Origin of the sequence: Candidatus Methanoperedens sp. (genome assembly GCA_027460535.1) — an archaeon.
Classification (GTDB): Archaea; Halobacteriota; Methanosarcinia; order Methanosarcinales; family Methanoperedenaceae; genus Methanoperedens.
This window is the reverse complement of sequence record JAPZAR010000011.1, coordinates 149,180-173,259: the sequence shown is the minus strand read 5'-3', so window position 1 is coordinate 173,259 and position 24,080 is coordinate 149,180. Positions and strand designations below refer to the sequence as shown.

At 44.9% G+C, this 24,080-nt stretch carries 28 protein-coding genes; 14 read left to right on the top strand and 14 right to left on the bottom strand.

Annotated elements, in window-relative coordinates; translation table 11 throughout:
• The 4 genes from O8C65_05435 to O8C65_05420 all read right to left on the bottom strand — a co-directional run bounded on the left by O8C65_05435 (position 1) and on the right by O8C65_05420 (position 2,804).
• Positions 1-717 (bottom strand): cytochrome c biogenesis CcdA family protein, encoded by a 717-nt coding sequence (locus tag O8C65_05435; protein MCZ7356356.1) that lies wholly within the window; start codon positions 715-717, stop codon positions 1-3.
• A complete protein-coding gene (locus O8C65_05430; GenBank protein MCZ7356355.1) occupies positions 717-2,021 on the bottom strand; it encodes a PCYCGC motif-containing lipoprotein in 1,305 nt (434 codons plus the stop codon). The genes O8C65_05435 and O8C65_05430 overlap by 1 nt, the downstream gene beginning before the upstream one ends.
• Before the next feature lie 22 nt (positions 2,022-2,043).
• Positions 2,044-2,487 (bottom strand): thioredoxin fold domain-containing protein, encoded by a 444-nt coding sequence (locus tag O8C65_05425; protein MCZ7356354.1) that lies wholly within the window; start codon positions 2,485-2,487, stop codon positions 2,044-2,046.
• Positions 2,488-2,573: 86 nt separating this feature from the next.
• Entirely contained in the window at positions 2,574-2,804 is a 231-nt protein-coding gene (locus tag O8C65_05420) for a histone family protein (GenBank protein MCZ7356353.1), read from the bottom strand.
• 239 nt (positions 2,805-3,043) lie between these two features.
• Between O8C65_05420 and O8C65_05415 the strand changes: the two genes are divergently transcribed.
• Positions 3,044-4,318 carry a Glu/Leu/Phe/Val dehydrogenase gene (locus tag O8C65_05415; protein ID MCZ7356352.1) on the top strand — a complete coding sequence of 425 codons (1,275 nt, stop codon included), beginning with the start codon at positions 3,044-3,046 and terminating at the stop codon, positions 4,316-4,318.
• On the opposite strand, the gene speB is transcribed toward O8C65_05415, so the two are convergent.
• From speB to O8C65_05395, 4 genes are all read right to left on the bottom strand, one after another.
• Entirely contained in the window at positions 4,313-5,173 is an 861-nt protein-coding gene (gene speB / locus O8C65_05410; GenBank protein ID MCZ7356351.1) for an agmatinase, read from the bottom strand. The genes O8C65_05415 and speB overlap by 6 nt on opposite strands.
• Positions 5,174-5,560, bottom strand: a complete 387-nt coding sequence (locus O8C65_05405; GenBank protein MCZ7356350.1) for a translation initiation factor IF-5A — start codon at positions 5,558-5,560, stop codon at positions 5,174-5,176.
• A 117-nt stretch (positions 5,561-5,677) separates the two neighbouring features.
• Positions 5,678-6,568: a radical SAM protein gene (locus O8C65_05400; GenBank protein ID MCZ7356349.1), complete on the bottom strand. Its 891-nt coding sequence runs from the start codon at positions 6,566-6,568 to the stop codon at positions 5,678-5,680.
• 246 nt (positions 6,569-6,814) lie between these two features.
• A complete protein-coding gene (locus O8C65_05395; protein MCZ7356348.1) occupies positions 6,815-6,970 on the bottom strand; it encodes a rubredoxin in 156 nt (51 codons plus the stop codon).
• Between the two features lie 99 nt (positions 6,971-7,069).
• Between O8C65_05395 and O8C65_05390 the strand changes: the two genes are divergently transcribed.
• Positions 7,070-8,275, top strand: coding sequence for an FprA family A-type flavoprotein (locus O8C65_05390; GenBank protein MCZ7356347.1), 1,206 nt, complete (start codon positions 7,070-7,072; stop codon positions 8,273-8,275).
• Here the strand turns inward: O8C65_05390 and O8C65_05385 are convergent.
• Positions 8,259-8,405 carry a hypothetical protein gene (locus O8C65_05385; GenBank protein ID MCZ7356346.1) on the bottom strand — a complete coding sequence of 49 codons (147 nt, stop codon included), beginning with the start codon at positions 8,403-8,405 and terminating at the stop codon, positions 8,259-8,261. The two genes, O8C65_05390 and O8C65_05385, sit on opposite strands and share 17 nt — an antisense overlap.
• A 49-nt stretch (positions 8,406-8,454) precedes the next feature.
• Between O8C65_05385 and O8C65_05380 the strand changes: the two genes are divergently transcribed.
• The 3 genes from O8C65_05380 (at position 8,455) to O8C65_05370 (ending at position 11,456) form a co-directional block, all read left to right on the top strand.
• Positions 8,455-8,745, top strand: a complete 291-nt coding sequence (locus O8C65_05380; GenBank protein ID MCZ7356345.1) for a cupin domain-containing protein — start codon at positions 8,455-8,457, stop codon at positions 8,743-8,745.
• Positions 8,746-8,901: 156 nt separating this feature from the next.
• A complete protein-coding gene (locus O8C65_05375) occupies positions 8,902-10,716 on the top strand; it encodes a hypothetical protein (GenBank protein ID MCZ7356344.1) in 1,815 nt (604 codons plus the stop codon).
• A gap of 335 nt (positions 10,717-11,051) precedes the next feature.
• On the top strand, positions 11,052-11,456 hold the full coding sequence (locus O8C65_05370) for a hypothetical protein (GenBank protein ID MCZ7356343.1): 405 nt from the start codon (positions 11,052-11,054) through the stop codon (positions 11,454-11,456).
• Between the two features lie 258 nt (positions 11,457-11,714).
• Here O8C65_05370 and rbcL read toward each other — a convergent pair whose 3' ends face one another.
• Both rbcL and O8C65_05360 read right to left on the bottom strand, forming a co-directional pair.
• The gene (gene rbcL, locus O8C65_05365; protein MCZ7356342.1) at positions 11,715-13,007 is read right to left on the bottom strand and encodes a type III ribulose-bisphosphate carboxylase; all 1,293 of its coding nucleotides are present in this window, start codon (positions 13,005-13,007) and stop codon (positions 11,715-11,717) included.
• Between the two features lie 74 nt (positions 13,008-13,081).
• On the bottom strand, positions 13,082-14,062 hold the full coding sequence (locus tag O8C65_05360) for a transcriptional regulator (protein ID MCZ7356341.1): 981 nt from the start codon (positions 14,060-14,062) through the stop codon (positions 13,082-13,084).
• Between the two features lie 75 nt (positions 14,063-14,137).
• Here O8C65_05360 and O8C65_05355 point away from each other — a divergent pair, with 75 nt between their 5' ends.
• Positions 14,138-15,400: a tRNA(Ile)(2)-agmatinylcytidine synthase gene (locus tag O8C65_05355; GenBank protein ID MCZ7356340.1), complete on the top strand. Its 1,263-nt coding sequence runs from the start codon at positions 14,138-14,140 to the stop codon at positions 15,398-15,400.
• On the opposite strand, the gene O8C65_05350 is transcribed toward O8C65_05355, so the two are convergent.
• Positions 15,357-16,133: an NAD+ synthase gene (locus O8C65_05350; protein MCZ7356339.1), complete on the bottom strand. Its 777-nt coding sequence runs from the start codon at positions 16,131-16,133 to the stop codon at positions 15,357-15,359. The genes O8C65_05355 and O8C65_05350 overlap by 44 nt on opposite strands.
• Positions 16,134-16,327: 194 nt before the next feature.
• Between O8C65_05350 and O8C65_05345 the strand changes: the two genes are divergently transcribed.
• From O8C65_05345 to O8C65_05315, 7 genes are all read left to right on the top strand, one after another.
• A complete protein-coding gene (locus tag O8C65_05345; GenBank protein MCZ7356338.1) occupies positions 16,328-17,263 on the top strand; it encodes a replication factor A in 936 nt (311 codons plus the stop codon).
• 3 nt (positions 17,264-17,266) lie between these two features.
• On the top strand, positions 17,267-17,836 hold the full coding sequence (locus O8C65_05340; GenBank protein MCZ7356337.1) for a DNA-binding protein: 570 nt from the start codon (positions 17,267-17,269) through the stop codon (positions 17,834-17,836).
• A gap of 89 nt (positions 17,837-17,925) precedes the next feature.
• Positions 17,926-18,147, top strand: coding sequence for a type II toxin-antitoxin system HicB family antitoxin (locus tag O8C65_05335; GenBank protein ID MCZ7356336.1), 222 nt, complete (start codon positions 17,926-17,928; stop codon positions 18,145-18,147).
• Entirely contained in the window at positions 18,131-18,364 is a 234-nt protein-coding gene (locus O8C65_05330; GenBank protein ID MCZ7356335.1) for a type II toxin-antitoxin system HicA family toxin, read from the top strand. The genes O8C65_05335 and O8C65_05330 overlap by 17 nt, the downstream gene beginning before the upstream one ends.
• A 27-nt stretch (positions 18,365-18,391) precedes the next feature.
• On the top strand, positions 18,392-19,348 hold the full coding sequence (locus tag O8C65_05325; protein ID MCZ7356334.1) for a DUF1848 domain-containing protein: 957 nt from the start codon (positions 18,392-18,394) through the stop codon (positions 19,346-19,348).
• A 51-nt stretch (positions 19,349-19,399) separates the two neighbouring features.
• Positions 19,400-19,945, top strand: a complete 546-nt coding sequence (locus tag O8C65_05320) for an arginine decarboxylase, pyruvoyl-dependent (GenBank protein MCZ7356333.1) — start codon at positions 19,400-19,402, stop codon at positions 19,943-19,945.
• Between the two features lie 166 nt (positions 19,946-20,111).
• Positions 20,112-20,456 (top strand): heat-shock protein, encoded by a 345-nt coding sequence (locus O8C65_05315; protein ID MCZ7356332.1) that lies wholly within the window; start codon positions 20,112-20,114, stop codon positions 20,454-20,456.
• 56 nt (positions 20,457-20,512) lie between these two features.
• On the opposite strand, the gene O8C65_05310 is transcribed toward O8C65_05315, so the two are convergent.
• Positions 20,513-21,550 (bottom strand): radical SAM protein, encoded by a 1,038-nt coding sequence (locus tag O8C65_05310; GenBank protein ID MCZ7356331.1) that lies wholly within the window; start codon positions 21,548-21,550, stop codon positions 20,513-20,515.
• Between the two features lie 11 nt (positions 21,551-21,561).
• Positions 21,562-23,049 (bottom strand): radical SAM protein, encoded by a 1,488-nt coding sequence (locus O8C65_05305; GenBank protein MCZ7356330.1) that lies wholly within the window; start codon positions 23,047-23,049, stop codon positions 21,562-21,564.
• 795 nt (positions 23,050-23,844) lie between these two features.
• On the opposite strand from O8C65_05305, the gene O8C65_05300 reads away from it, so the two are divergent.
• On the top strand, positions 23,845-24,063 hold the full coding sequence (locus O8C65_05300) for a hypothetical protein (protein MCZ7356329.1): 219 nt from the start codon (positions 23,845-23,847) through the stop codon (positions 24,061-24,063).
• The last annotated feature ends 17 nt before the right edge of the window (positions 24,064-24,080 follow it).

Genomic DNA, 24,080 nt, shown 5'->3' with positions numbered 1-24,080 from the left:
TCAGAAATAAACAGGGAAATAGGGCAACAGTATTTTCTTGAGATATCTATCGATCTCAAAGAGCATCATTAATCCTACGATTATCAGGATCAAGCCTGAGAGCTTCTTAAAAAAATGACCTCTTTTCGCCAACCAGGTGACACGGCCCGAAACTCTTTTTCCCGAATATGCAATGCCAAGCATGGGAATTCCAACCCCGAGAGAATATACCAGGAGAAGAATACTCCCTTGAAAAAGATTGGCAGAACCTGCGGCGACGAAAGCAAATACTGCCCCGAGAATAGGGCCCACGCATGGTATCCAGAGGATGCCGAGGGATACACCCAGGAAAAGACCTCCGAGCAGCCCTTCCCTGGGCGCGAATGATTCAATGTTTCCCATATAAGAGAAACGCTGCCTTGCGAAATTCAAAATCGAGCTTGAAGCATTCACGTATGCCTGATTTATATCATTGTCAAACAAGACAGCGCCCATGCCGATAATAAAAAAGATCGAGAGCCATCGCAGGTAATCAGCGAAAAAAGAAAAAGACGCAACCGCTGAAATGAGGACGCCCATCAGAGTAAAGGTTATTGTCATGCCCATGACTATGGCTAAGGGGCGCAGTCTGCTCCCTATGGAGCCAGACAACACCGCAGGCAGGATGGGGAGAACGCACGGCGTTATCACTGTTGCCATGCCTGCGATGAAAACCAGGAATATGGAAGGTGCGGGCATTAACCGAAGACTGAAATATCAATTCCGTACTGCTGAGTGGCTTCAGCAATAAAATTATTCAGGTTAGAGGTCGTTTTTATAATTAATATATTATTTTCCTGGCTCACTTCATAAGACTTAAACCCGCGAGATAGGCTTGAACTTTTCAATTCGTTATATTGTGCCAGCGGAACTGAGCTGTTATCCTTGATTCTAAACGCGATTTCTCCCTTTACTTCTCCCAGTATGCCGGTTTCGGATTTTATTATTCCAATATAACTTGCATCCGCAAATGGAGGTGCTGTGGTATTTATCTTTGCAAATCCCGCATTTTCATCGTCCACTTTTTCCAGGATGGATTTAAATGAGTCATATGCATTCGCATTAGTTGCAGAATTTTTAAAGAGAGCCTGCACACTGTTTGTTTTATCTTTGGAATCAAATATAAATGGTCGTGTAGAAACGATATTGTCAGCATCTGCTCCAGCATTTGATATAACATTTGCGTTTGCTTTGCCAACATCATGCAGTTCTACCCATGAGCCGTCGGGATATTCTGAATTCAGCATTCCTATAATCGGTATGCCGTAAAAATTCGTATCATGCATAAATTTCTGCTCGACTCCGATTCCCTGTTTCAGATTCGCAAAATATGCCCATGTAATCCCGGGTGGAATAAGTTTCAAACCGTCACTTAACGATCTGAAGTTATCAGGCAGGGAGAGTGCGGATAAGTCGATTGTCGGTGTCGGTGCTGGTGTTGCCAGCGTTCCGGCAAGTTTCGGTTTCAGGATTGGTATATAATTATCACTTACAGGGGGTGTATTTGTCATCATTGCCCCTATTTTGCTGTACTCCTGGTCTATCAGTGCCCTTGCCTCCGTGAGCGTCTTGCCTTCGGCGAGATATTCCTGAACTTTAGTGGCTTCTCCTACGCAGACGTCACAGAATGAGGCGTGTTCGTCATATTGCCAATTATCATTAATATAGCAGTCCCTCAGAAAACGATGCGGCCTGTAATCCGAAGCTTCACTGCCGTGAGATCCACAGCCGCAGTAGCATGGTATCTGTTCAAGTATTTCTGGATGTTCGGTTGCGTATTTATAAGCTTTTAATGTTATCGGGTTCGTATAAGCAAAACTTGGAAGTTTTACCCCGGTGTCTTGTGTTTTTTTTGTTGCTGGTCCAGCGGAGAAAACAGCATACGCTATTCCGGCAAGGACAATTACCGCAACGATGCCGATAATTAACGTACTGTTACCTTTCTTTTTCGAAATTTTTTCTCTCTTTGCTTTTACATTTTTTTCTTTCTTTTCAGGCTTCATTCTTCTTCAGGCCTCTCTATTTTTATAATTCATTTATTGTGTTGAGAAATGTTTCCGTATCTGCATATCCAGGTATTCTTCTTATTTCCTTGCCAGATGAGTCAAGAAATATCTCAGTGGGTGTACCTCGTATCATAAAATTTCGGGTTTCATTTTTTTGCTTGTACACATCGATTGAAACCAATATGAAGTTTTCGTTTAGTTTCTTGATGGCGCTCTGGTTCGTGAAGGTTTCTTCTTCGAATTTCTTGCACCAGCCGCATGATTCAGACCTTGCGTATAAAAATACAGGTTTGCTCTGCGCTTTTGCTGCCTCAAGTGCCGGGGTGAGATTCGTATAGAATTTCAATTCCTGCAGCGTCATCTTCCCGTCATCAACGGACTGGAAATTCTTGGATTGAGCCAGATAACCTGAAAATAACACGAGCGCTGCGAGCGATACGAGGATCCACTTCTTTGATAGCATCTTATTTTACGATGGATGTAAAGTAATATAAGGATTTTGGTTCTTCGTAATAGATAAAACAAAAAAACAAATTGTAAAAGAAGATTTCATCCCTTCTTTATTCTCGTTACAGCAAGCCTCACATCTTCCTGCTTGACCGTGGTCCTGCCTGCATGTTTGGCAAGCGTAATGGCCTCCCTTGAGACCTCAAGTCCGTAATCCTCAAGCACTTTTGCGAGTTCAATACCTGCATCTTCGCTTACCCTGTCCGCCCCTGCCTTTCTTATTATGCGCTCCACAGGTGCAAGGGGGAGCACGGGCAATACCTGTTGTGTCATTTTATTTTCACCTCAGAATTAAAATCTACGGTGCTTTTCATAGGAAAATAGGAGTATATATAGTTTGTCAGCTTGAAAACGTTGCTTATAAACCTGATAATCCGGGTGTCAGGGTGTAATCCATATTTTAATGCCCGGGTATGCACGCCATTCCTGATGTGTTGCTTGCGGGTACAGGGCAAAGCAAAACTTCTTAAATCGACAGGTAAATCAAATATTGATAAAGGAGGTTGGAAGTTTTGGTAATAAAACATCATGAAAGAATTCATGCAGATGAAGAAAATCTCTGCAAGAAATGCATCGGCGAACTGGAGGATTTATACAGTTACCTTGAACTTTCAAGGGAAGAACTCGACCTGCTGGATATGCCCAGACGTACGTTTACCGTCCACTTCCCGGTAAGGATGGATTCAGGGAAAGTAAAGATGTTCGTGGGTTACAGGGTGCAGTATAACGATGCAAGGGGCCCTAATAAAGGGGGAATAAGGTTCCATCCTGAACTCACACTCGATGATGTCAAAGACCTTGCCTTTCTGATGTCACTCAAATGCGCCGTGGTGAACATACCTTTCGGGGGGTCAAAAGGGGGTGTTGTGGTGAACCCCAAGGAACTCAGCAGGAACGAGCTTGAGATGGTAACACGCAGTTTTATCCGTGCAATAGCGGACTATATCGGGCCTTACAAGGACATACCCGCCCCCGATGTTTATACCGATGAAAAGATCATGGTCTGGATACTCGATGAATATGAGCGGATAAAGGGAGAACATGTGCCTGCGGTAGTGACAGGAAAACCCATCGAGCTCGGGGGCAGCAAAGCCCGGAGTTATTCAACTTCCCTGGGCGGAATACTTGTTCTCGAAGAAGCCCTGAAGAAGAAAGGATTGGATAGGTCCCAGGTGGATCTCGCGGTCCAGGGGTTCGGGAACGTGGGTGAGAACGCAGCCAGAATACTTCATGAGAGAGGATATAAAGTCATTGCAGTGAGCGACTCAAAAGGTGGAATAATAAATAAAGAGGGTCTTGACATCCCTGAGGTCATGAAGCACAAGAACCAGACAGGTAGCGTGGTCGATTTTGCAGGGAGTACCAATATCACCAACGAGGAACTGCTTACCTGTGAATGCGATATCCTGGTCCCTGCGGCCCTTTCGGAGCAGCTTCATGAGGGCAATGCCGGAGATGTTAAATCGAAGATAGTCCTTGAGCTTGCCAATGCCCCGACTACGATAGAAGCGGATGAAATACTCGCCGAGAAAAAAATTATGCTCATACCTGATATACTGGCCAATGCCGGTGGCGTGGTTGTGAGTTATTTTGAATGGATACAGAACCTTAATAACGATTACTGGGAGGAAGAGAGGGTTCTTGAAAAATTGGATAAGATAATGGTGAGCTCATTCAATGATGTCCATGCGCTCTGCATTGAAGAAAACTGCGGTTTGCGAAGGGCGGCTTACCAGCTCGCGGTAAAGAGAATACTTCACGCCGAAAGATTGCGTGGGAACCTATGACCGGGCCTTTGCGCTGGCGGCTATGAAATCGCGCACAAGCTTTGTGCCCAGGAGGGCCGTCCCTCCGGAATCATATGGAGGAGCAATCTCGACAATGTCAAAACCAACAATATCAGGCGCCAGACATGAAATCGCTTCCCTGATATCGCGAGGTGCCAGCCCATAGGGCTCAGGTGTTCCCAGAGCGGGGGCATAAGCAGGGTCAATGGCGTCCATATCGATGGACAAATATAATGGCCCATCGATATAATGGCGAATTTCATGGATTATTCTCTCGATGCCAGAGGAAAACACGTCTTCTGCCGAGAACATCTTGATCCCGTTATTGCTCACATACTCATATTCCTCGCGTGCTCCGCTTCTAATGCCCACGGCTGCATATTTTTTCGTCACATTTTCAATGATGTGCCGTGAGATACATGCATGGCTGTTTTTTTCGCCTTCATATTCTTTCCTCATATCCATATGTGCATCAAAGACCACGAATCCCAGTTCCGGATATTTCTTTTTACAGGCTTTGGCAAAAGGCAGTGTGAGGGAATGCTCACCCCCGAGCATTACAGGGATCTTTCCGTCAGCTACAAAATTCCCGGCATGGACTGAAATCATATCCAGGGTTGAATCCACATCCGAAGCTATCTCAAGATCTCCCGCATCATGTATTTCGACATCGCGCAGGTCTATATCGAAAAAATAGTTGTATGTCTCGAAATTATATGAGTTATTCCTCATTTCCTGAGGCGCGATTTTACTTCCACGCCTGAAACAGGAAGTGCCGTCAAAAGGCACCCCACAAATCACGTACCGTGCGTTTTTATAATCCGATGTTGCGTCAGCAAAACTGGTTCTTTGCATCTATGTTCGCATATCTATTTTCATTTTTCCCATCGAGATCAGATAGGAAATCTCTTTTCCCGCTTCTATTTTGCCTTTGAGGTCATCTGGTATCTTAAGTTCCAGTGTGGAATAATCCGCCAAATCCATTATCTGGGCAACTTCCCCGGAAACTGCCAACACCTGCCCGTTCTTTCTTTCAACGATAGGTATGTAAGTCTTTTCTGTCACCGGGGCTATGATCGACCGCTTCATCCCGTCGAATATGCCGATGGCATCGATCCTGGATTTCGCTGAACCGTGCTTTCCTGTTTTTGAATGGGTCATGCTCTTGATGACGCAGGGTTCATCATCTATCAGGATGTATTTTCCTTCCTTTAATGAGCGTATTTCAACTTGTTCCTTCATTGCAATTCTCCTGGTTCCAAGATACCTTCTTATATAATAAATATGTCGATGATTTGATATTACCTTGGAGATATTTATTAATGTGGAAGTATAAACCTGAAACGCTGTACGCGCGGATTATGCATGGTAATATTCGCCTGTCGAATGCGCCTGCACGGGAGAACCACATGGTTCTTGACCTGGGACCCCGATCGCATCCGCGCGGCACTGCCTGCACAGCCTGAACTGGGGCAGGAACTCTTCAGCGATCGTCCTTGCCATGTTAAGCTCATCGCACTCCGGCGGTCTTTCTTTCTCAAACCTGTTAAGGGGTATCAGGGGAATGATGTTCATAATTATCGCCCCGTTTTCTGCGGCTCTTCTTGCTATTTCCTTCACCTGCTCGAAATTGATCTCGGGGATAAGGACTGTGTTGACTTTAACGTTCAATCCTGCTTCGCTTGCCTTCTTTATGCCTTCGAACTGTTTCTCGATCAAAAGTTTTGCACCTTCCACGCCTCTATAGGTCTTATCATGGTAGCGAACAAAGGAATATATCTTTGCTCCGACTTCAGGGTCAACCGCATTTATCGTAACAGTTACGCTTGTCACTCCTGCTTTGACAAGATCATCCACTTTTTCAGAAAGCAAAAGACCGTTGCTCGCCACGCATTTTATAAGGTCAGGATATTTTTCATGCACAAGTCGCATGGTTTCTAAGGAGTCTTCATTCGCAAGAGCCTCGCCAGGTCCGGCGATACCCACAACCTTTAGATTTTGCATTTCCTTTGCGTATTTATCAACCCTTACAAGTGCTTCACGGGGATTCAAAATACTTGAGGCCACACCGGGCCTGTGTTCGCATTTGTCCAGTTTCCTGATACAGTAGTTGCACTGGATATTGCAGCGCGGCGCCACAGGTAAGTGTATCCTTGCTGTCGTGAAGTGTGCTTTTTCATTGTAACACGGGTGCACACTGGTCAGGTGTGCGAATTTGGACCCGATGTTGCCCCAGCGTTCCTGTTTCATATTGTCCTCGTTTATTCGTGATTATACGAACTATTGGAGTTAGAACTATATAGGTATTTTCCCAATTGTCTGCCAACACACTTTTTTCTTTAATAAATCTACCGATTATTTAACCCTCCCGTTCATTGAATGGCATGCAGGTTCTTCCCTATCCCCTTGAACACTTTTCCGAAGTACATATTCGCACATTTCCGGTCACCTGATATCCAAAACCAACATAACACACACTGAACATATTTGCCTCCGTTAAATTTTTTCAAACATGTCTTTGCCTACGCCGCACTGGGGGCATACCCAATCATCCGGCAAGTCTTCAAAAGCTGTACCGGGTTTGATTCGAGGTGCGTCCCCTATTTCCGGGTCATAGATATATCCGCAGACGGTGCATCGATATTTTATCATATGTCCTCCACTTGGTAAATGACTTCATTCTTAACGGTTCATATTACCAATAGTTTTTAATTCCATTGGGTTAAATAACTATTGTCAGGGAGGTTAAAAATGACAAGAATCGAATTGACAAATGGAGTCTACTGGGTCGGTGTTGTAGATTGGAACCTGCGGGATTTCCATGGGTACACCACGCCGCGTGGAGGAACGTACAACGCATATCTGATCGTTGACGAAAAAATCGCTCTTGTGGATACTGTAAAAAAAGGTTTTGCAGGGGAGATGATCGACAGGATAAAGGAGATAGTAGACCCGTCAAAGATCGATTATGTGATCTCCAATCATGTAGAAATGGATCATTCGGGTTCGCTGCCTGAGATCATGGAACTGGCAGCCAATGCAGAGTTAATCTCGACGGAAAAAGGAAAAGAAGGGCTTAAGAGACATTACGCAGGTAACTGGAAATTCAGAACCGTCAGAACTGGTGATGAACTCAAGCTCGGCAAAAAAACCCTTTTCTTCATTGGCGCGCCGATGCTTCACTGGCCAGACAGTATGTTCACCTATCTGAAGGAAGATAAGATACTCCTGTCAAATGATGGTTTTGGGCAGCATCTTGCCACTTCGTTCAGATTTGATGAGGAAGTGTGCAGTCTTATTGGGTATGAGTGCGATACGGTAATTGAGGAGGCTGCTAAGTATTACGCCAATATCCTGATGCCTTTCGGTGGGATAATTCTTAAAAAACTCGAGGAAATCCAAAAACTGGGTATCGAGATAAAAATGATCGCTCCATCCCACGGCATGATATGGAAAAACCCTGATAAAATAGTCAAAGCTTATATAAATTGGGCAAGCGGCACATCAAAAAAGAAGGTCCTGGTGATCTATGACACCATGTGGAACAGTACCGAGATAATGGCAAATGAAATCCTGAAAGGAGTGTCAGACTCTGGAATTGAGGTATCGCTTTTTCACCTGCGCAGGAATGAATGGAGTGAAATAGTGAAGGAAGTGCTCGAGGCAAAAGCGATTATTATAGGTTCACCCACGTTGAATAACGGCATGTTCCCTACAGTTGGGGGATTTTTAACGTATCTTATGGGCCTGCGTCCAAAGGACAAGCTCTGGGCAAGCTTTGGTTCTTATGGGTGGGCGGGGGGCGCGGTGAGAGCAATAAATGAAAAATTAAAGGTATCGGGATACGAGCCCGTGGAGTCGCTCGAAGTGAATTTCAGACCAGATGGGACTGATCTGGCAAACTGCCAAGCGCTTGGAAAAAAATTGGCCCAGATGGTCTCTAGCGGAGCTGCATGACCTGGGGTCTTATGAAATGAAGGCGATAGCGCAGGCACTCCTTGAAATTATCTCCATGGAAGTCGCAGGGTTCCAGGTCCGCGGCAGTGCATTTATCTCCTGAGCAGAAATTACATTTTTCAAATGCCATTATTGAACCTCAAATATAGGATATAAGAGCGTGGTATTATTGTTTTCGGTTGGGCTGGTATGCTCCAGGTTGTACCGGGGGAGATGATTCCCATATTCGTAAACTTTTTCATCCTGATAAGGAAGACCTGGCCATCCTTTATAGATTGGCCCATGCAGTCGTAAATCCGGGTCGGGCTGCCCGGCAGCATAGCCTGAAAAATTCAGAGGTGTATTATATCCTGAAGGGGGAAGGCATAATGCGTATCAACGAAGAATCTGCAAATGTACATCCCGGCCAAGCAGTTTGCATCCCGCCGGGATTAAGAAAGTATATCCGGAATACCGGCGAATCGGATTGATATTCATGTGCATCGTGGATATCGCCTGGCGCCCGGGGGATGAAAAAGTGTTTCCTCATGAAAGCGTGAAGAAAGGCGGAATAAGATAAAAAGGTCACGACAAACAAAAAAGTTAAGTATTATAATATTAATATTAAATAAGGTTTAGGAGATATTATGGCCATTGATTTACTCTCAAGATACCCCTTGATTTTGTTAGGCATTGCAATTCTGATCATAATTGGGCTTTTTCTCTTAATCAGAATTAGAAAATCAAGGAACAATCACCAATTGAAAAAAGAGCATGCTTTAGATGTTTCCAGAATTGCGGACATAACAAAAGATGAGTTCAAGCCTGCGAGATTTCAAATGGCAACACAGGATGCCATTCCTCAGGAAAAAAATGAAACAATCCCTTCCGCAAAACCAACACCCTCTGTGATGAAAACAGGGGAGGAAGGAAGAATTGTGGAGAACCCCGAATTGAAGGCACCTAAAAACCCCGAGGTGCAACCCGGAGTTCGTGAAGGGTCATTAATCGCCAGGAACCCCGAATTAAAGGCACCTAAAACCCCGGAGCTGCAACCGGTAGTTCGTGAAGGGTCATTAATCACCAAGAACCCTGAATCAAAGGTCCTGGTTAAAACCCCAGAGCCGCAACCCGGAGTGTCATTAATCGCCGAGAACCCTGAATCAAAGGCACCTAAAACCCCAGAGTCGCAACCCGGAGTGTCATTAATCGCCAAGAATCTCGAATCAAAGGCATCTAAAACCGCAGAGCCACAACCCGTAGTGTCATTAATTGCCAAAAACCCTGGACCAAAGGCCCCGGTTAAAACCGCAGAGCCGCAACCCGGAGTTCGTGAAGGGTCATTAGTTGCCAAGAATCCCGAATCAAAGGCTCCTAAAAACCCTGAGCCGCAACCGGTAGTTCGTGAGGTGTCAGTAATCGCCAAGACCCCCGAATCAAAGGCACCTAATACCCCAAAGGTGCAACCCGTAGTGTCATTAATTGCCAAGACCCCTGATTCAAAGGCACCTAAAGCCCCAAAGGTGCAACCCGGAGTGTCATTAATGGCCAAGACTCCTGAATCAAAGGCACCTAAAACCCCAAAGCTGCAACCCGGAGTGTCATTAATGGCCAAGACTCCTGAATCAAAGGCACCTAAAACCCCAAAGCCGCAATCCGGAGTATCATTAATTGCCAAGAGCTCCGAATCAAAGGCACCTAAAACCCCAAAGCTGCAACCCGGAGTGTCATTAATTGCCAAGAGCTCCGAATCAAAGGCCCCTAAAACCCCAAAGGTGCAACCCGGAGTATCATTAATTGCCAAGAGCTCCGAATCAAAGGCCCCTAAAACCCCAAAGCCGCAATCCGGAGTGTCATTAATGGCCAAGAATCCCGAATCAAAGGCACCTAAAACCCCAAAGCCGCAATCCGGAGCGTCATTAATTGCCAAGAGCTCCGAATCAAAGGCACCTAAGAACCCCGAGCCGCAACCCGGAGTGTCATTAATTGCCAAGACCCCTGATTCAAAGGCACCTAAAACCCCCGAGCCGCAACCCGGAGTGCCATTAATGGCCAAGACCCCCGAATCAAAGGCGCCTAAAACCCCTGAGCCGCAATCCGGAGTGTCACTAATTGCCATGACCCCTGGTTCAAAGAAACCAGTTACACGCTCAGAATTCAAACCGGCAATCCAGGAAAAAGGGGTAAGTTTGGAAGATGAAATAACGGTGTTGGATGGAACACCGCGGAAAAAAGTGAGCAAGAGAAAGCTTGTTAAAAAAGAACCTGAAGTTGCCGTTGAAGACATGGAAAAGGGAACAAAAATCTTAACCAAAAGAAAAGGCAATGAAATGAAAAAGCCGGTTAAAGAGGCCCCCAAAGCAATCGATGAAAATATTATAGAAGAGGAAACAGGAGAGAAAATTAAGAAAGGAAGGGGGACAGAGAAAAAAGTTCCTGTGCAAAAAGAATCAACAGTTTGAGCCATATTTTCATATTTTATTCCCAATATCTCGTCTATAACAAAGCTCATAATTTTTCGCAATATTTAGTCGCCAATGTACGCAAATAATGGCGGGTGTGATTATCAGCATTCATCAGAGTTTATCCACGTTTTATTTTATCAGGTCGATATAACCTTATTAAAGAATTTGACATAAGACTTTCTTGGAGCGCTCATTTCAGTTTTGTCCTTCCCTGGTAATTAAAAGGCAATCCAACAACTTTTCTTAGCGTTATATTAAGCAACAAACATATGTTCCGAAATCTTTATTACACCAAATCATCATTAGAATAATAAGGTAGGAAGTGGTTGGAAATGGATGAATATAATATTTATAAATATATAGAACTTGTAATTTTTTCATCGTATTTAATTTTCATTTTCTTATTCATTCAAATATGGTTTCTATGGAAGGACATCGACCCAGATCAATTAGTTCCTAAGACATTTGTTAATGATCTCTTTTTCAAGAAAAACAGCATTTATGTTTTTTCATTCGGCACGTTATTAATGGTCCAGCAATTTTTTGAAGAAAAATATTTTGAAATTTTTGAGATGTTAGCATTAATCAGCGTGATACTATTTGTTTACAGCTGGTATTCGACCTTAAAGCCCTACGCGTACAGAAAGGCTCTCCCGCGGGAGCTCAACAATTTTGCAGATAGTCCATGCCGAAAAATAGCAGAAGGGGAGGTCTTTGGAGCAAAGATAAAAAAATAGTTATGGGAGAAAAATACAAAAGGATACCCAGAAAGCATTATTATTTAGGATATGTGATCTCTTTTATGTTTATATTCTCCTTATCAGACCTATTAAACGAATATTTTGTTTTCGGGAGAGACATTTTGGGGGCGTTCATTGCTGCTTTTCTTCTGGCCCCTCCTGCCGCTCTAGTGATGTGCATGGTGTACAATGAAATCTATACTGTAAAAGGATAACTTATTCTAAAAAAAAGTTGTCTATGAAGCGGCATTTAGCCTACTTGGGCTTGAAATAACCCCATTTTTCCATCGCTTGCTTCAATTCCTTGTGCGCTATGGCATATTCCTGCAACTCTGTGCCTTCCATTACAGCATCTATTGCCTGCATCACAGCTCTGGCACCTGCGCGTGTCCCCTCGGGATGCCCATGGATTCCGCCGCTCACAAGAAGCGTGCAATCATTTCCAAGAAGATTCATAACCGCAGGGATTAGACCAGGATGCAATCCTCCCGAAGACACGGGAAGTACGGTTTTTATCGGGCCCCAGTCCTGTGCAAGAACATTTACATTCTCTGTTCTGGACGCACGCAGCATATCCGCAATACTCAAAACCTCTTTTTTACTGCCCACCAACTTACCGATGGCAGTACCCACATGAATTTCATCCACACCGATCAGTCGCATTATCTTGGCCAAAAAATACATGGAAATCCCATGCCTGGGATTCCGGTCAAAAGCTGCATGCATAGCGCGGTGTGCATGAATCGCCAGACCCAGATCGCCGCATTCCTGCCTGAGTGTCTGCACCGCTGCCGTGCCGCAGGTAACGACATCGATCATGGCAAACCTGAATCCGTAGTCGTGAAGTAATTTTGCTTTGCGGATCATCTCCTTTGTTTCACCTGTGATGTTCAACAGGGCATCCTTTTCTTCTCCGGTTTGCTTTTCTACTTTATCCCGCAATTTCGCCATCTGCTCTACCCTATCCTCAAATCGGTTAAAGGAAGGTGAGGTGAGGTTCTCATCATCTTTTACGAGATCAAATCCGCCCATCCATGTTTCAAAAGCGACTTCTGCATGTTCTTTTGCAGTGAACCCTATTTTGGGCTTTGGCACAGCACCTGTAACCGGTCTTTTTTTGATTTTCAGTTTTGCTCTTATTCCCTCGACGCCATATCCAGGCCCTTTGAAATGTTCAATATATTCTTTTGGAAAGGAAGCATCAAGCAATCTCAGATTTCGCAATGCTTTCATTCCGAAAATATTCCCCGCTATGCCGCTCAGCAGCTGCGGCGCATTCCCGGGTTCCCATAAGTCTAATGGATATGCTACTTTTACATATCTCCCCCTCAATTCAAAAGCATGCGCCTTGATCCTTGCCACCATTTCGGGTAATTTATGGAGGGTGGTCCATGTGCCGGCGGAACTTTCGGAGGCAATTCTCCCTATGGCCTCACCATCACTGATACCCTTCGCAGGTTCAAAATAATATAAACAGATCACTTCATTTTTTGCCGGAGTGTAATTGAGATCCACAAACTCATCGTACCAGTCAATTTTTTCTGCCATTTGAACACCTTGACATATGGTAAAGGATCATTAATTATGTAAAATACAGAAGAGGGAGAGAATATTGGATCACGTTATGAAACTTCGATTCTCCGGCCTCGACTCTGCAAAAGGTCTATAAAATCCTCTTTATCACTATACTTTTTAAGCTCCTTATCCTCAACGAGCACTGTCCTTTCGATATTTTTCATCTTAGTTATACCATGCACTATAAGGAGCGACTGTGTGCATGCGACCTCAGATATGCTACTCATCAGGCGGGCTTTTTTTACCATCGTATTTGTGTACTCGCCAACGCCTGTCAATATTGTGGAATTTTCATCCCTTCGGTTAGTTGAGATGGATACTGCATCGAAGGGTGCCTGCGAAATTGGCAACACATTAAATCCCATATCTTTAAGGAGGGAAAGGATATTTGAGGATTCTGTTTTAACAGTCTCTTTTAAAGTATCAGGAATCTGGGTTTCCTGCAGATCACCTTTATCAAACAAGCCGACAGCCACGGCAAACCCTCTGTCAAGTATTTCTTCGAGCCTGAGGGCAACATCAACACTTGCCGACATCTCCCCTTCTTCATATTTACTAATAGTTCTCCTTGAAACACCAAGCAAGGAAGCGAGGGCGCCGAGGGAAATATTTTTTCCGGTGCGTTCTTCCTTCAGAATTGTCCCATCTATTTTAACATATAAACCCCCGTGTTCTGCATAAATCAGCGGCGGGACATTCTGAATAAGATAATCGTTCAGGGTGTTCATATCGAAAGCCGGGATCCCGTACCTGAAATAAGCCACTCCGGTCTCCAGGGAATGATCCCGGGTTTTTTCACCTAATACCAGGGGATTTCCCCGCAAATGTTTCGAGAGGAACAGCATCTCCTGAGCAGTTTCTTCATTCAAGCCATCGATATTATACAGCACTTTTATTAAGAGTAGAAGGTTATCACGCCTCGCTGCCATATCAAAACTTCTGGGACGTATATCGCAACGGTCGGAAATAATGAAGCCAGCCTTGTTCAAAATAGCGATTGCCCGGTTGAGAAGCAATTCCTTGTTCATCAAAATTTGATTGTTTCTACGTCTATATAAACAGTTGCCAAGATTTATTATCCAAGGCATAGAGATTAGCGATTCATGATTATCGGTCTCGATGATACGGATTCAAAAGAAGGAATGTGCACGACATATATTGCAGCCGTGCTTATCGAGAGACTCCAAAAATATGGATCGGTAGAAAGTCCATTGTTGGTGCGTCTAAACCCGAATATAAGATATAAAACACGGGGGAACGCAGCCCTTGCACTCCCTCTTGAAATGAACAGCAATGAAGATGCTGTGCGGGTCAAGGAGTTAGTCATTGAAACTGTTAACAATATGGCTGTTTTTTCGGATGAGAATACGAATCCAGGTGTGGTTTTCATCGAAGGGACCTCAGAAAAGATGCAGGACGAACTTGCTCGGTTTTCCCTGCGTGCGGTGCAGGATGTGCTGGAAATCAATGAGGCGAAGGAATTACTTGCTCGCTATGATATAAGTCATAAAGGATTTAAGAATGAAAGAGGTCTCATCGGAGCACTTGCAGCTGCAGGTTTTGCGCTATGTGGTCTTCCCGATCATACATACGAGCTGATCGCTTACAGGGAGAAAAACAGATGGGGTACGCCCAGGGTCATAAATGAAGATTCTGTTTGGGCAGCATCGACCACCCCGGATACATGGGACACTGTTGACCGGGACAACAGGCGTATCGTGTTCGCGCCCCACTCGCCTGACCCCATCCTATTTGGCATTCGTGGAAAAAGTGAAAACGCAGTGAAGAATGCATTTTCATTGGTAAAAAGCGAGCCTGTGGAAAGACATGTCATTTACATGACCAACCAGAATACGGATATGCACCTGATCCATGCAAAAATATGCGAAGTTATGGATGAGAGATCGTACATCATAGAAGGAAGGGTAAGCAAAACTCCAAGAACAATTAAAGGGGGCCATGTAATCTTTGAAATGACGGACGACCACAGCCTGGAATGCGCCGCTTTTGAGCCTACAAAAGGGTTCCGAAAGATTATCACACAGCTCCATATCGGGGATGAGATAACCGCCTGCGGAAGCGTGAGAGGTGGGACTATGAACCTTGAGAAGATAAAGGTCAAAGAGTTGAATTTGCATGAAGCGCGTAACCCGCTCTGCTGCGGCAAAAGAATGAAATCCATGGGAAGGGAGCAGGGTTACAGGTGCGAGAAATGCGGGGCAACAAAAAGAGAACAGGTCATGGAGACATTGCATAGAGACCTTGCACCCGGATTCTACGAGGTTCCGCCGAGCGCCCGAAGGCACCTTGCAAAACCACTTTTCAGATTTCAAATGCCTGTGGAGGCATCCGCTTATGCTGATTAATTCGAGACAGCGCAACTAACCTGTCCACATGGGAAGCGGGAAAAATTTTCCTGAGATCAGCGACATTCTGTTTTTCATCCACAAGTTTTGAGAGGATCAGGTCAGCGACTTCATAGGAAACTCCGAGCTCACCCTCATCTGTCTGCCCTGGCCACAGCCCTGCAGTGGGTGTTTTGTCTATTATATGGGCAGGCACCCCCATATAACGCGCAAGCCCCCGAACCTGGGTTTTATAGAGACCTCCTATCGGCTCTATGTCAACCCCGCCGTCGCCGTATTTCGTGAAATATCCAAGCAGCAGTTCTGTCTTATTCCCTGTTCCTGCGACCATCCGGTGCATCAGATTGGCATGGTAATAGAGGATGCACATGCGAATGCGTGCCTTCAGATTCCCGTTCGCAGTTAGATTTTTTTCATCGAAATCGGGCAGGACCTTCGAGTAAGAGGCCAGGATCTCTGAGATCTCAATGAGCTTATGATCGATTCCCAGGATGTCTGCGATCTCTTTTGCATCATCGATATCCAGGTCAGAAGTAATACCCTTCTCAGGAAGAAGCAGCCCGAGCACATTTTCACGGCCAAGCGCTTCCACCGCAAGATACGCGGTCAGGGTTGAGTCAATACCTCCGCTCAGTCCGATGACTGCGCCGCTGGTGCCGGCTTCCGAGACTTTGGAGCTTATGAAAGCGACGATCTTATCTCTTATGTTATGATAATCCTGGTTCATTTTCATCTATTTCATGAAGAGCTTCTCTTATCTATTTTTGGTAATATTACTTCCTATGAAAATTGAATTTTTTCATACAGTATCTATGAACCATCAGGTTCATGAATAGTTTCACCCCGCTCCGGGAAGCTTTATGTATCCACAGATGAAAGTGTGATTTGCCTCTCAATTAAAAATCAAACAAGAGGCTTGAGGAAAATATGAGTGAAATAGCAGCAAAGATAGAAGCCCGATTCTCAGAACTGGGCGTTAAAGTACAGCCAAGCGAAATCGAAACAAGATTGGACCAGCTGATAAATAAATACAAGGTCCCTCCAGAAGAAGCGCGCCGGAACGTCATCAACTATTTTCTAAAACAGCATAATATCCCGAAGACGGAATTCTTTACACAGCGCGAGACACCCCAGGTTAAGGCATCCGATATCAAAGAGGATGGGAAGTGGGTAACACTGCGTGGCAAAGTCGTGCAGCTGTGGGAGACAAACCACGAATCCATTTCGCAGGTGGGACTGCTGGGAGATGAGTCAGGAACTATAAAGTTCACAAAGTGGACGAAGGCAAATCTGCCTCAGGTAGAAGAGGGTAAAAGTTACCTCTTCAAAAATGTCACAACCTCCGAGTGGCAGGGGCAGTTCAGCGTAAAGCTCAACAAGACAAGCGAGATCGTCCCGATAAAAGAAGATATCGAAGTAGGCTCAACACTTACCGAATTCACAGGCGCGATCGTGGATATCCAGAGTGGTTCTGGATTGATAAAGCGCTGCCCTGAATGCAACAGGGCGCTGGTGAAAGGTGCATGCGGCGAACATGGCAAGGTGGAAGGTACATACGACCTGCGAGTGAAAGCTGTCATGGATGACGGCGAGCGGGTGCAAGATATCCTGCTCAACAGGGAAATTACAGAAGCTCTGATTGGCATTACCCTTGAAAAAGCCAGGGAGATGGCTACGGAAGCACTTGACCAGGCTGTTGTGCTTGATATGATAAAGAGCAAGCTCGTGGGCAGGTATTTTGTGGTACAGGGAGCGAAGCTTGACAGGTTCATCCTCGTGGATTCGATAAAGCAGGATGCAAGGCCGATTGAAGAAGAGATAAACAGGTTGCTTAGCGCTTCACCAGTGGCACAGGAGGCGTAAATCATGGCAGACAGTGGATTTGTTCGTGAAGTAGCGCATCGCATATTCGCATTCGAGTTCAAGGATTCAAATCTCCAGGCACGTGAGGGGCAGGATCAGTATTCACCGCAGTATCTCCTCACGCCCACGGGCGCAAAATGTAACCGCGTATTCATCGTGGGCACGCTCACGGAGAAGGAAGATGTGGGCACAGACAACGAATTCTGGCGCGGGCGCATCGTTGATCCCACGGGTGCGTTCTTCGTGACCGCGGGTCAGTACCAGCCCGAAGCTGCGCAGGTGCTTGCCAGGACAGCGCCGCCGGAGTTCATCGCTGTGATAGGAAAACCAACCACATACACCACAAAAGAAGGGAATGTCCTGACCTCCATCAGGGCAGAATCCCTTCAGATAGTGGACGGCGCCACACGCGACAGATGGGTGGCTGATGCAGCCAAGCACACCCTGGCGCGCCTTGCGAAATTGCAGGGCACGGAGCCGGATGCTGTGAAGGCGAGGGAGCATTATGCTACGAATGTGGAGCAGTATCGCGAGGTGGTGGGGATGGCTCTGGAGTCGGTGAAGATGAAGTGAGAGGGCACGGGGTGCCCTTTTTTATTATTAATTAGGGGAATCATTTCCGGATACAGGTTTAAGTAATATACTGTACATTCTAAATCATTATGACAAAAATGAGTACTTTTACTGCAATTCTCCATAAAGAAGAAGATATGTATGTTGCTGAGTGCCCCGAAGTAGGCACTGTTAGCCAAGGAAAAACTATCGATGAAGCTTTGAACAGTCTTAAAGAAGCTACTGAACTCTATCTTGAAGAGTTTCCACTAAAAGAAATGAGTAAAACTCTGATGACAACATTTGAGGTTGCCGTTGGCGCCAAAGCTTAGAGTGGTTTCAGGAGAAAAAGTCATCAAAATTCTCTGCAATAAAATGGGTTTTAAAATCAGTGGGAGAACAGGCAGTCATGTTAGGTTATCAAAAGAAACATCTGAAGGAAAAATTGGTACTGTTGTCCCTATCCATGATGAGTTGAAAATAGGAACATTGAAAGGAGTCCTGAAATTGGCAAAAGTTAGCGATGATGAGTTTTCAAAATTTCTTTAACCCCGGATATCTTATTCTCACTTAAAAATGCCCCGCATCATATCTGTTTCCCGCCGCACCGACATACCTGCATTCTACGGCGACTGGTTCATGAACAGGCTGAAAGAAGGCTTTGCAGGCTACGTGAACCCGTTCGGGGGACAGAAATACACCGTATCATTGAAGCCTGAGGACGTGTCCTGCTTTGTTTTCTGGTCAAAGAATTTCAAACCTTTCATTGAAAAACTGAAGGTAATCGAAGACCTGGGTTACAAATTCTATTTCAATTACACGATCACAGGTTTGCCAAAGATCTTTGAATGCAACGAAAAAGAGATCGCCATCGAAGCCCTGAAAGAGTTGAGCAATTCATATTCGACGAAGCATATCAACTGGAGATACGATCCCATTATCATTTCAGAAATTACCGATTACGATTTCCATATCAGGAATTTTGAGAACATCGCTTCCGTGCTGGAAGGTCATGTTGAGCGCTGTATCATCAGTTATGTATTCCGTTATGGAAAAGTAAAAAGAAATTTCGAAAAATTACGGAGCGAGAGTGGAATAAATGTCACTGATCCGGATAACAGTTCAAGGATCAAACTCGCAAATGAGTTTGCGGATATCGCGGCAAGGCATGGCATCACAATGTTCAGTTGCTGCGGCGATTATCTTCTCGGTCACAAGATTGCAAAAGCGCACTGTGTCGATGGGAAGCTAATAGAAGAACTGTTCTATGAGGATGGTTTCAGGTACGGTGAAAGGCCCACAAGAAAAGAATGCGGCTGCACCGAAAGCGTGGATATCGGCGCTTATGATACATGTCCGCATGGATGCATCTACTGCTATGCGAACACCAACAAAAAAGTAGCAGAAGCCAGGTTCCGGAGCCATGATAGAAGCGCTGCGTTCCTGGGTTATACAAAAGTGGAATCCGATAAATGGGTAAAAGATATAAAAGGTGATAATAGCCTTAATTCAACTTTATCAGACTACCCATAACAGATATGTATTCGCGTCACCTGTTATTGAGGCAAAGGGAGTGAATGATTCATGTACATACCAAAAAAAGTATTTTTGACAAAAGGGGTAGGCATACATAAAGACAAACTCGCCTCATTTGAGCTTGCTTTAAGAATGGCCGGTATAGAGAAATGCAACCTTGTTCCCGTTTCGAGTATCCTGCCCCCATACTGCAAGATAATATCGAAAGACGAGGGCCTGAAGCTTTTGAATCCGGGCCAGATAATCTTCTGTGTATTTGCCAGGAACGAGACCAACGAGCCCAACCGATTGATCTCCGCAGCTGTCGGGATAGCCGTTCCAAAAGATACTAGTATCTATGGTTATTTATCCGAGCATCATTCCTTCGGTGAGGTGGCCAAAAAGGCGGGGGAACATGCAGAAGACCTTGCAGCTACGATGCTCGCGACAACAATGGGCATCGAGTTTGACATAGGCCAGGCATGGGATGAAAGGAAGCAGATATACAAAGCCAGCGGCCACATATTCAGGACGACCAACATATGCCAATCTGCGGAAGGCGACAAGGACGGGTTGTGGACAACGGTGTTTGCAGCAGCGGTGTTTCTGGAATAAAACTCTTTTGTCTTTTTAGTGTTCCGGAGCATAGAAATCGTATTCTACCCAATAATCTCTAACCTTACGCCAATGTTTAAATACTTTTAATTATATTTTTCTCTCGAGGGATACTATCGATCTAAAATCCAACGATTTTGTCAAAGTCCTTATCATAGTGGTGGGGATGGCCTTTGTCATGATCTCTGTGGCGTATGGTATAAGATACATTCTCTATATTGATCCCTTCCCTTTCGAGCCTTATTATATCCTTCTGATTTTCGCTATCAGTTTCGTGCTTTTCTCTGTGTACTTTGAAAAAGAAAGGGGAGCTGTCTTTCCCTGGTCACTTTTAGGCGGGGCGATAGCATCAGCGATCTTATCATTCATAATTACAGCAGCGGTTGGCGGGATGATTTATCTTTGGAAAATGGGCTTCACGGCATTGGGCACTGATACTCTTGTTTATGCCATTTCGATAGGCATCATTCTGAGCATGATATTACTCAATCTTGCGAGACATAAATTATAAAGCTATATTCTTGCAATCTCTTTATCTTGAAGTGAATTTTTGACATGGTACCGTAATTAGACCAGCACATCCTCAAGCCCCCCCTCTTTCACCATGTCAAGAGCCCTCTGCATCTCCTCTGCAGTGAGGCTTCGGTTTATCTCTGGATACTCATAAGCCCTGTACTCAGGGCGATACTGGAACATCAGGTTGAACCTGACTTTCGGGATATTCTCTTTCGTCCACTCCACTATCGGCTTCGTGCAGCAATCAAGATGCCCTGGAAGAACGAGCTGTCTTAGCAGGATCTCACCATTCGAATATGCCAGTTTGAAATTCCTTTTCACAACTCTCAAATAATCGGGCGCGTTTGAATACTTCTTTGCGCATCCATCATTTCCATATCTGAAATCCCCGAGGTACACATCCACGACGCCCTCAAGCAGCCGTGCTATCTCCTCTGAATAATACATGTTGGAATTCCATACCACAGGAATATTGACCTTCAGGCCGTTCAGGATCTTCAGTATTATATGGGTATGAGGGGTCGGGGTCACGAAATTAACATTCCGCGAGCCGTATTTGCGCCGGAGCGTGATAACTCCCGCAAGCTCCTGGGGCAGTATGGAAATCCCGCTCTGTGGCGCCGTGGAGATCTCCCAGTTCTGGCAGTAAACGCAGGAAAAATCGCAGCCCGTGAAGAATATCGTGTGCGAAGGCACAAGTTCATGCTCCTCCCCGTGGTGCAGGAACTCCGCTGAATAATGTGAAACAGCCTCGCACCTGCAGTATCCCACCTCTTTTTTTCTGCGGTTCGCCCCGCACCGCCTCTCGCAGAAAAGGCAGCTCTCAAGGATCCTATCTGCGATGGCGGATTTCAGGTCAAGCAGCGAGGGCTGGGCCCGCACGAGTCCGGCCAATGAGAAGGTCTCATCAAATCTCTCGCGATAAGACATCATCGCTTTGTCATGCAATTCCCAGAGTTCGGAAAGGGGAGCATCCCTTTTGAAATCAATCTTAACCGACCCGGAGATAATGAACTGCGAAGGAAGTTTATCGCTAATTACGTCAAAATATCTAGAGAGATAGAGCGGTTCCCCAGAGGCGCTTTTCATTTCGCCAATTTCTAAACCCTTGCCCTTAAAAGCGGCACAGCGAACTTCCGTTCGACCTCAACCCTGTGTATCGTGTTATAAGTGCAGAACGGGATGACCCTGCCATCGGGGGTAGCGTAGTGGACGCCGCATCGTTTTACTCTTTCAAGATCCATGTTATACAGGTCCATGAAATGCATGGCCCCTAAAAAGAGCGTGTGGCGATGGAATTCCTTGATAGCGTCCCCCGTTCCCTCTTTCAGGACATCAACAAAAAGCTTTTTCACATCCACTGACTTCGGGGCTTTCGCCAGGTCGATGTACTTAGGCAGCGCAGAGATCAGACTGCCCATCCTTTTTATATTGCCGATGGATTTGCCCGTCCAGTTATCTCCGGTATTAGCAAGCTCTTCGACATGTTCAATAAGCCCTTCCACATCAATAAAGCGTGTAATCGGTATCATTTTTCCATTCTCGACATAGATGTATGTTCCTGTGCCGCAGTGAGGATGCACGGTGAACTCTATATTGGGGATTCCCCCCTGGGCAGTAGTAAAATGCGAGATCGGCACAACGAAAGGAACGGGATAAAAGTCCTTTGCTACGATGGCCCCGTCTGTCTGTTCTTCGATAAGCTTGAAGAGATCAGGTATTGTTATCCTCTTTTCCATCCTCTCTTTCATATTTATCCTGCCCGCGAACGAAATGGGCTGGAAATTGACGCCTTTGACGGTATCCACGTTCTTGACCGCAAATCGTATTATATCCCCTACCTGCATATCGTTCACACCTTTTGCAAGCGTGGGTACAAGGGAAACACTGTTCAGGCCTGCAGCCCTGCAGTTCTCTATGGCTTTGAGCTTGATCTGGAGGGCATTGAACCCCCGGTTGATCTTGTACGGCTCTTCGGTTACACCGTCAAATTGCAGATAGACCGTGTGCAAGCCTGCAGCCATTAAATCCTGGCAAAATTTCAGGCTTTTGGCAATTTTAATGCCATTAGTTGCCATCTGCACCTGTGTGAATTTGAATTCCGTTGCCATCTTTACTATCTGGACTATGTCCTCGCGTACCGTCGGTTCGCCTCCTGCGAACTGGATGGCAGGGCATGGAACTGGTTTCTCATTCCGGAGCATCTGCATCATTGCCCTTATCTGCTCCAGCGAGGGTTCGTACAGATAACCTGCGGCTTCGGCATTCGCGAAGCATACGGGGCAGGTCTGGTTGCATCTGTTGGTGACATCTATATTTGCCAGGATGGTGGTTGTTTTGTGGGAAGGGCATAACCCGCATGATTTGGGGCAATTTCCATCGATGGATACGTTCGGGTTTTCAACTCCGGTCCCATCATGCCAGTATTGGTCAAACCTTTTGAACTGTTCAGGATCAGACCAGTAAATATCTTTAAAGGAACCATGCTTGCTGCATGTTTTTTCGAGCATCATTTTTCCATGCTCTTCGAATATTGTGGCGTCGATCACAGAAAGGCATTCAGGACACAACGATTTCGTTGTTTTCATGAAATCACCCCGGTTTTTTTATGAAAAAGGGCATTAATCATATATGAGCCTTTCCTTGATTTTTACATTGATTTTTGACACTACAAACTCCTTGTAACTCAAGGAGTCCTCACCATAAGAAGCTATCTGGCACCTGCCGATTTTTAGACGAACTGATTACATTCCATATTTTTCATGATATGCATCTATTAATTATTATACTCATTATTCTATAATTTTTGATATAGTTAATGGTTCACAAATGGGGAAAATTGAGCTTTATATTTTTATCAAATCCATCACTAAATCTTCTTCTTTCATTCGTTCTTTGAGATAATCGCAGTTTGATGGCGATCAAGTGACAGGCCTGGAAATTGATTACTGTAAGGGTGCAAGACTCATATTTTTTAACGCATAGGAAGCTAAACACTTACCCCATATTGCGGCTTATTTTTAATACGGCTTGCGCTCGTATATACAAGGTTCTTGCGTGTACTAATGTTTTTAAGGTTGAAAAATAATCTTTTGGGTATTATGATACCTGGAAGTAAGCAATCTGAGGATATGAAATCGCGTAAAGATGGAACAATACCTCCTTTTCATCCAGATTTAGAATCAGAAAAGCATGTTCGTTGTAAACATTGTGGTGACACCTATAAGGAAAAAGAAATAAAGTGGGATCCAATAAGTGGTAACTGGGTCTGCAAGCATCATCCCAAATGCGATGGCGCGGGTTGGCTTCCATTTTAAAATCTGATTTTCTGCTGTTCTTGTGTGCGATTAAATAAGTGGGTTAGCAAATAGTGTATTAAGAATATGACAGACGAAAAAAAAGAATCTGATGGTATTAAAATATTGAAAATGATTCATGATGCTTTGTTTTCTCCGTCTCAACATGATGACCTGTATAAACCATCAAAGTTAATACCAGGAATGGTTTTTTATTATTTGATTACAATTATAGTCGTAATTGTGGTTATCTACCTTGCGTTAAGTTCCATTGGTTTCGATTGGAGTTCATTGGGTTTTAAATAAAAGTGACGTAACTGCAT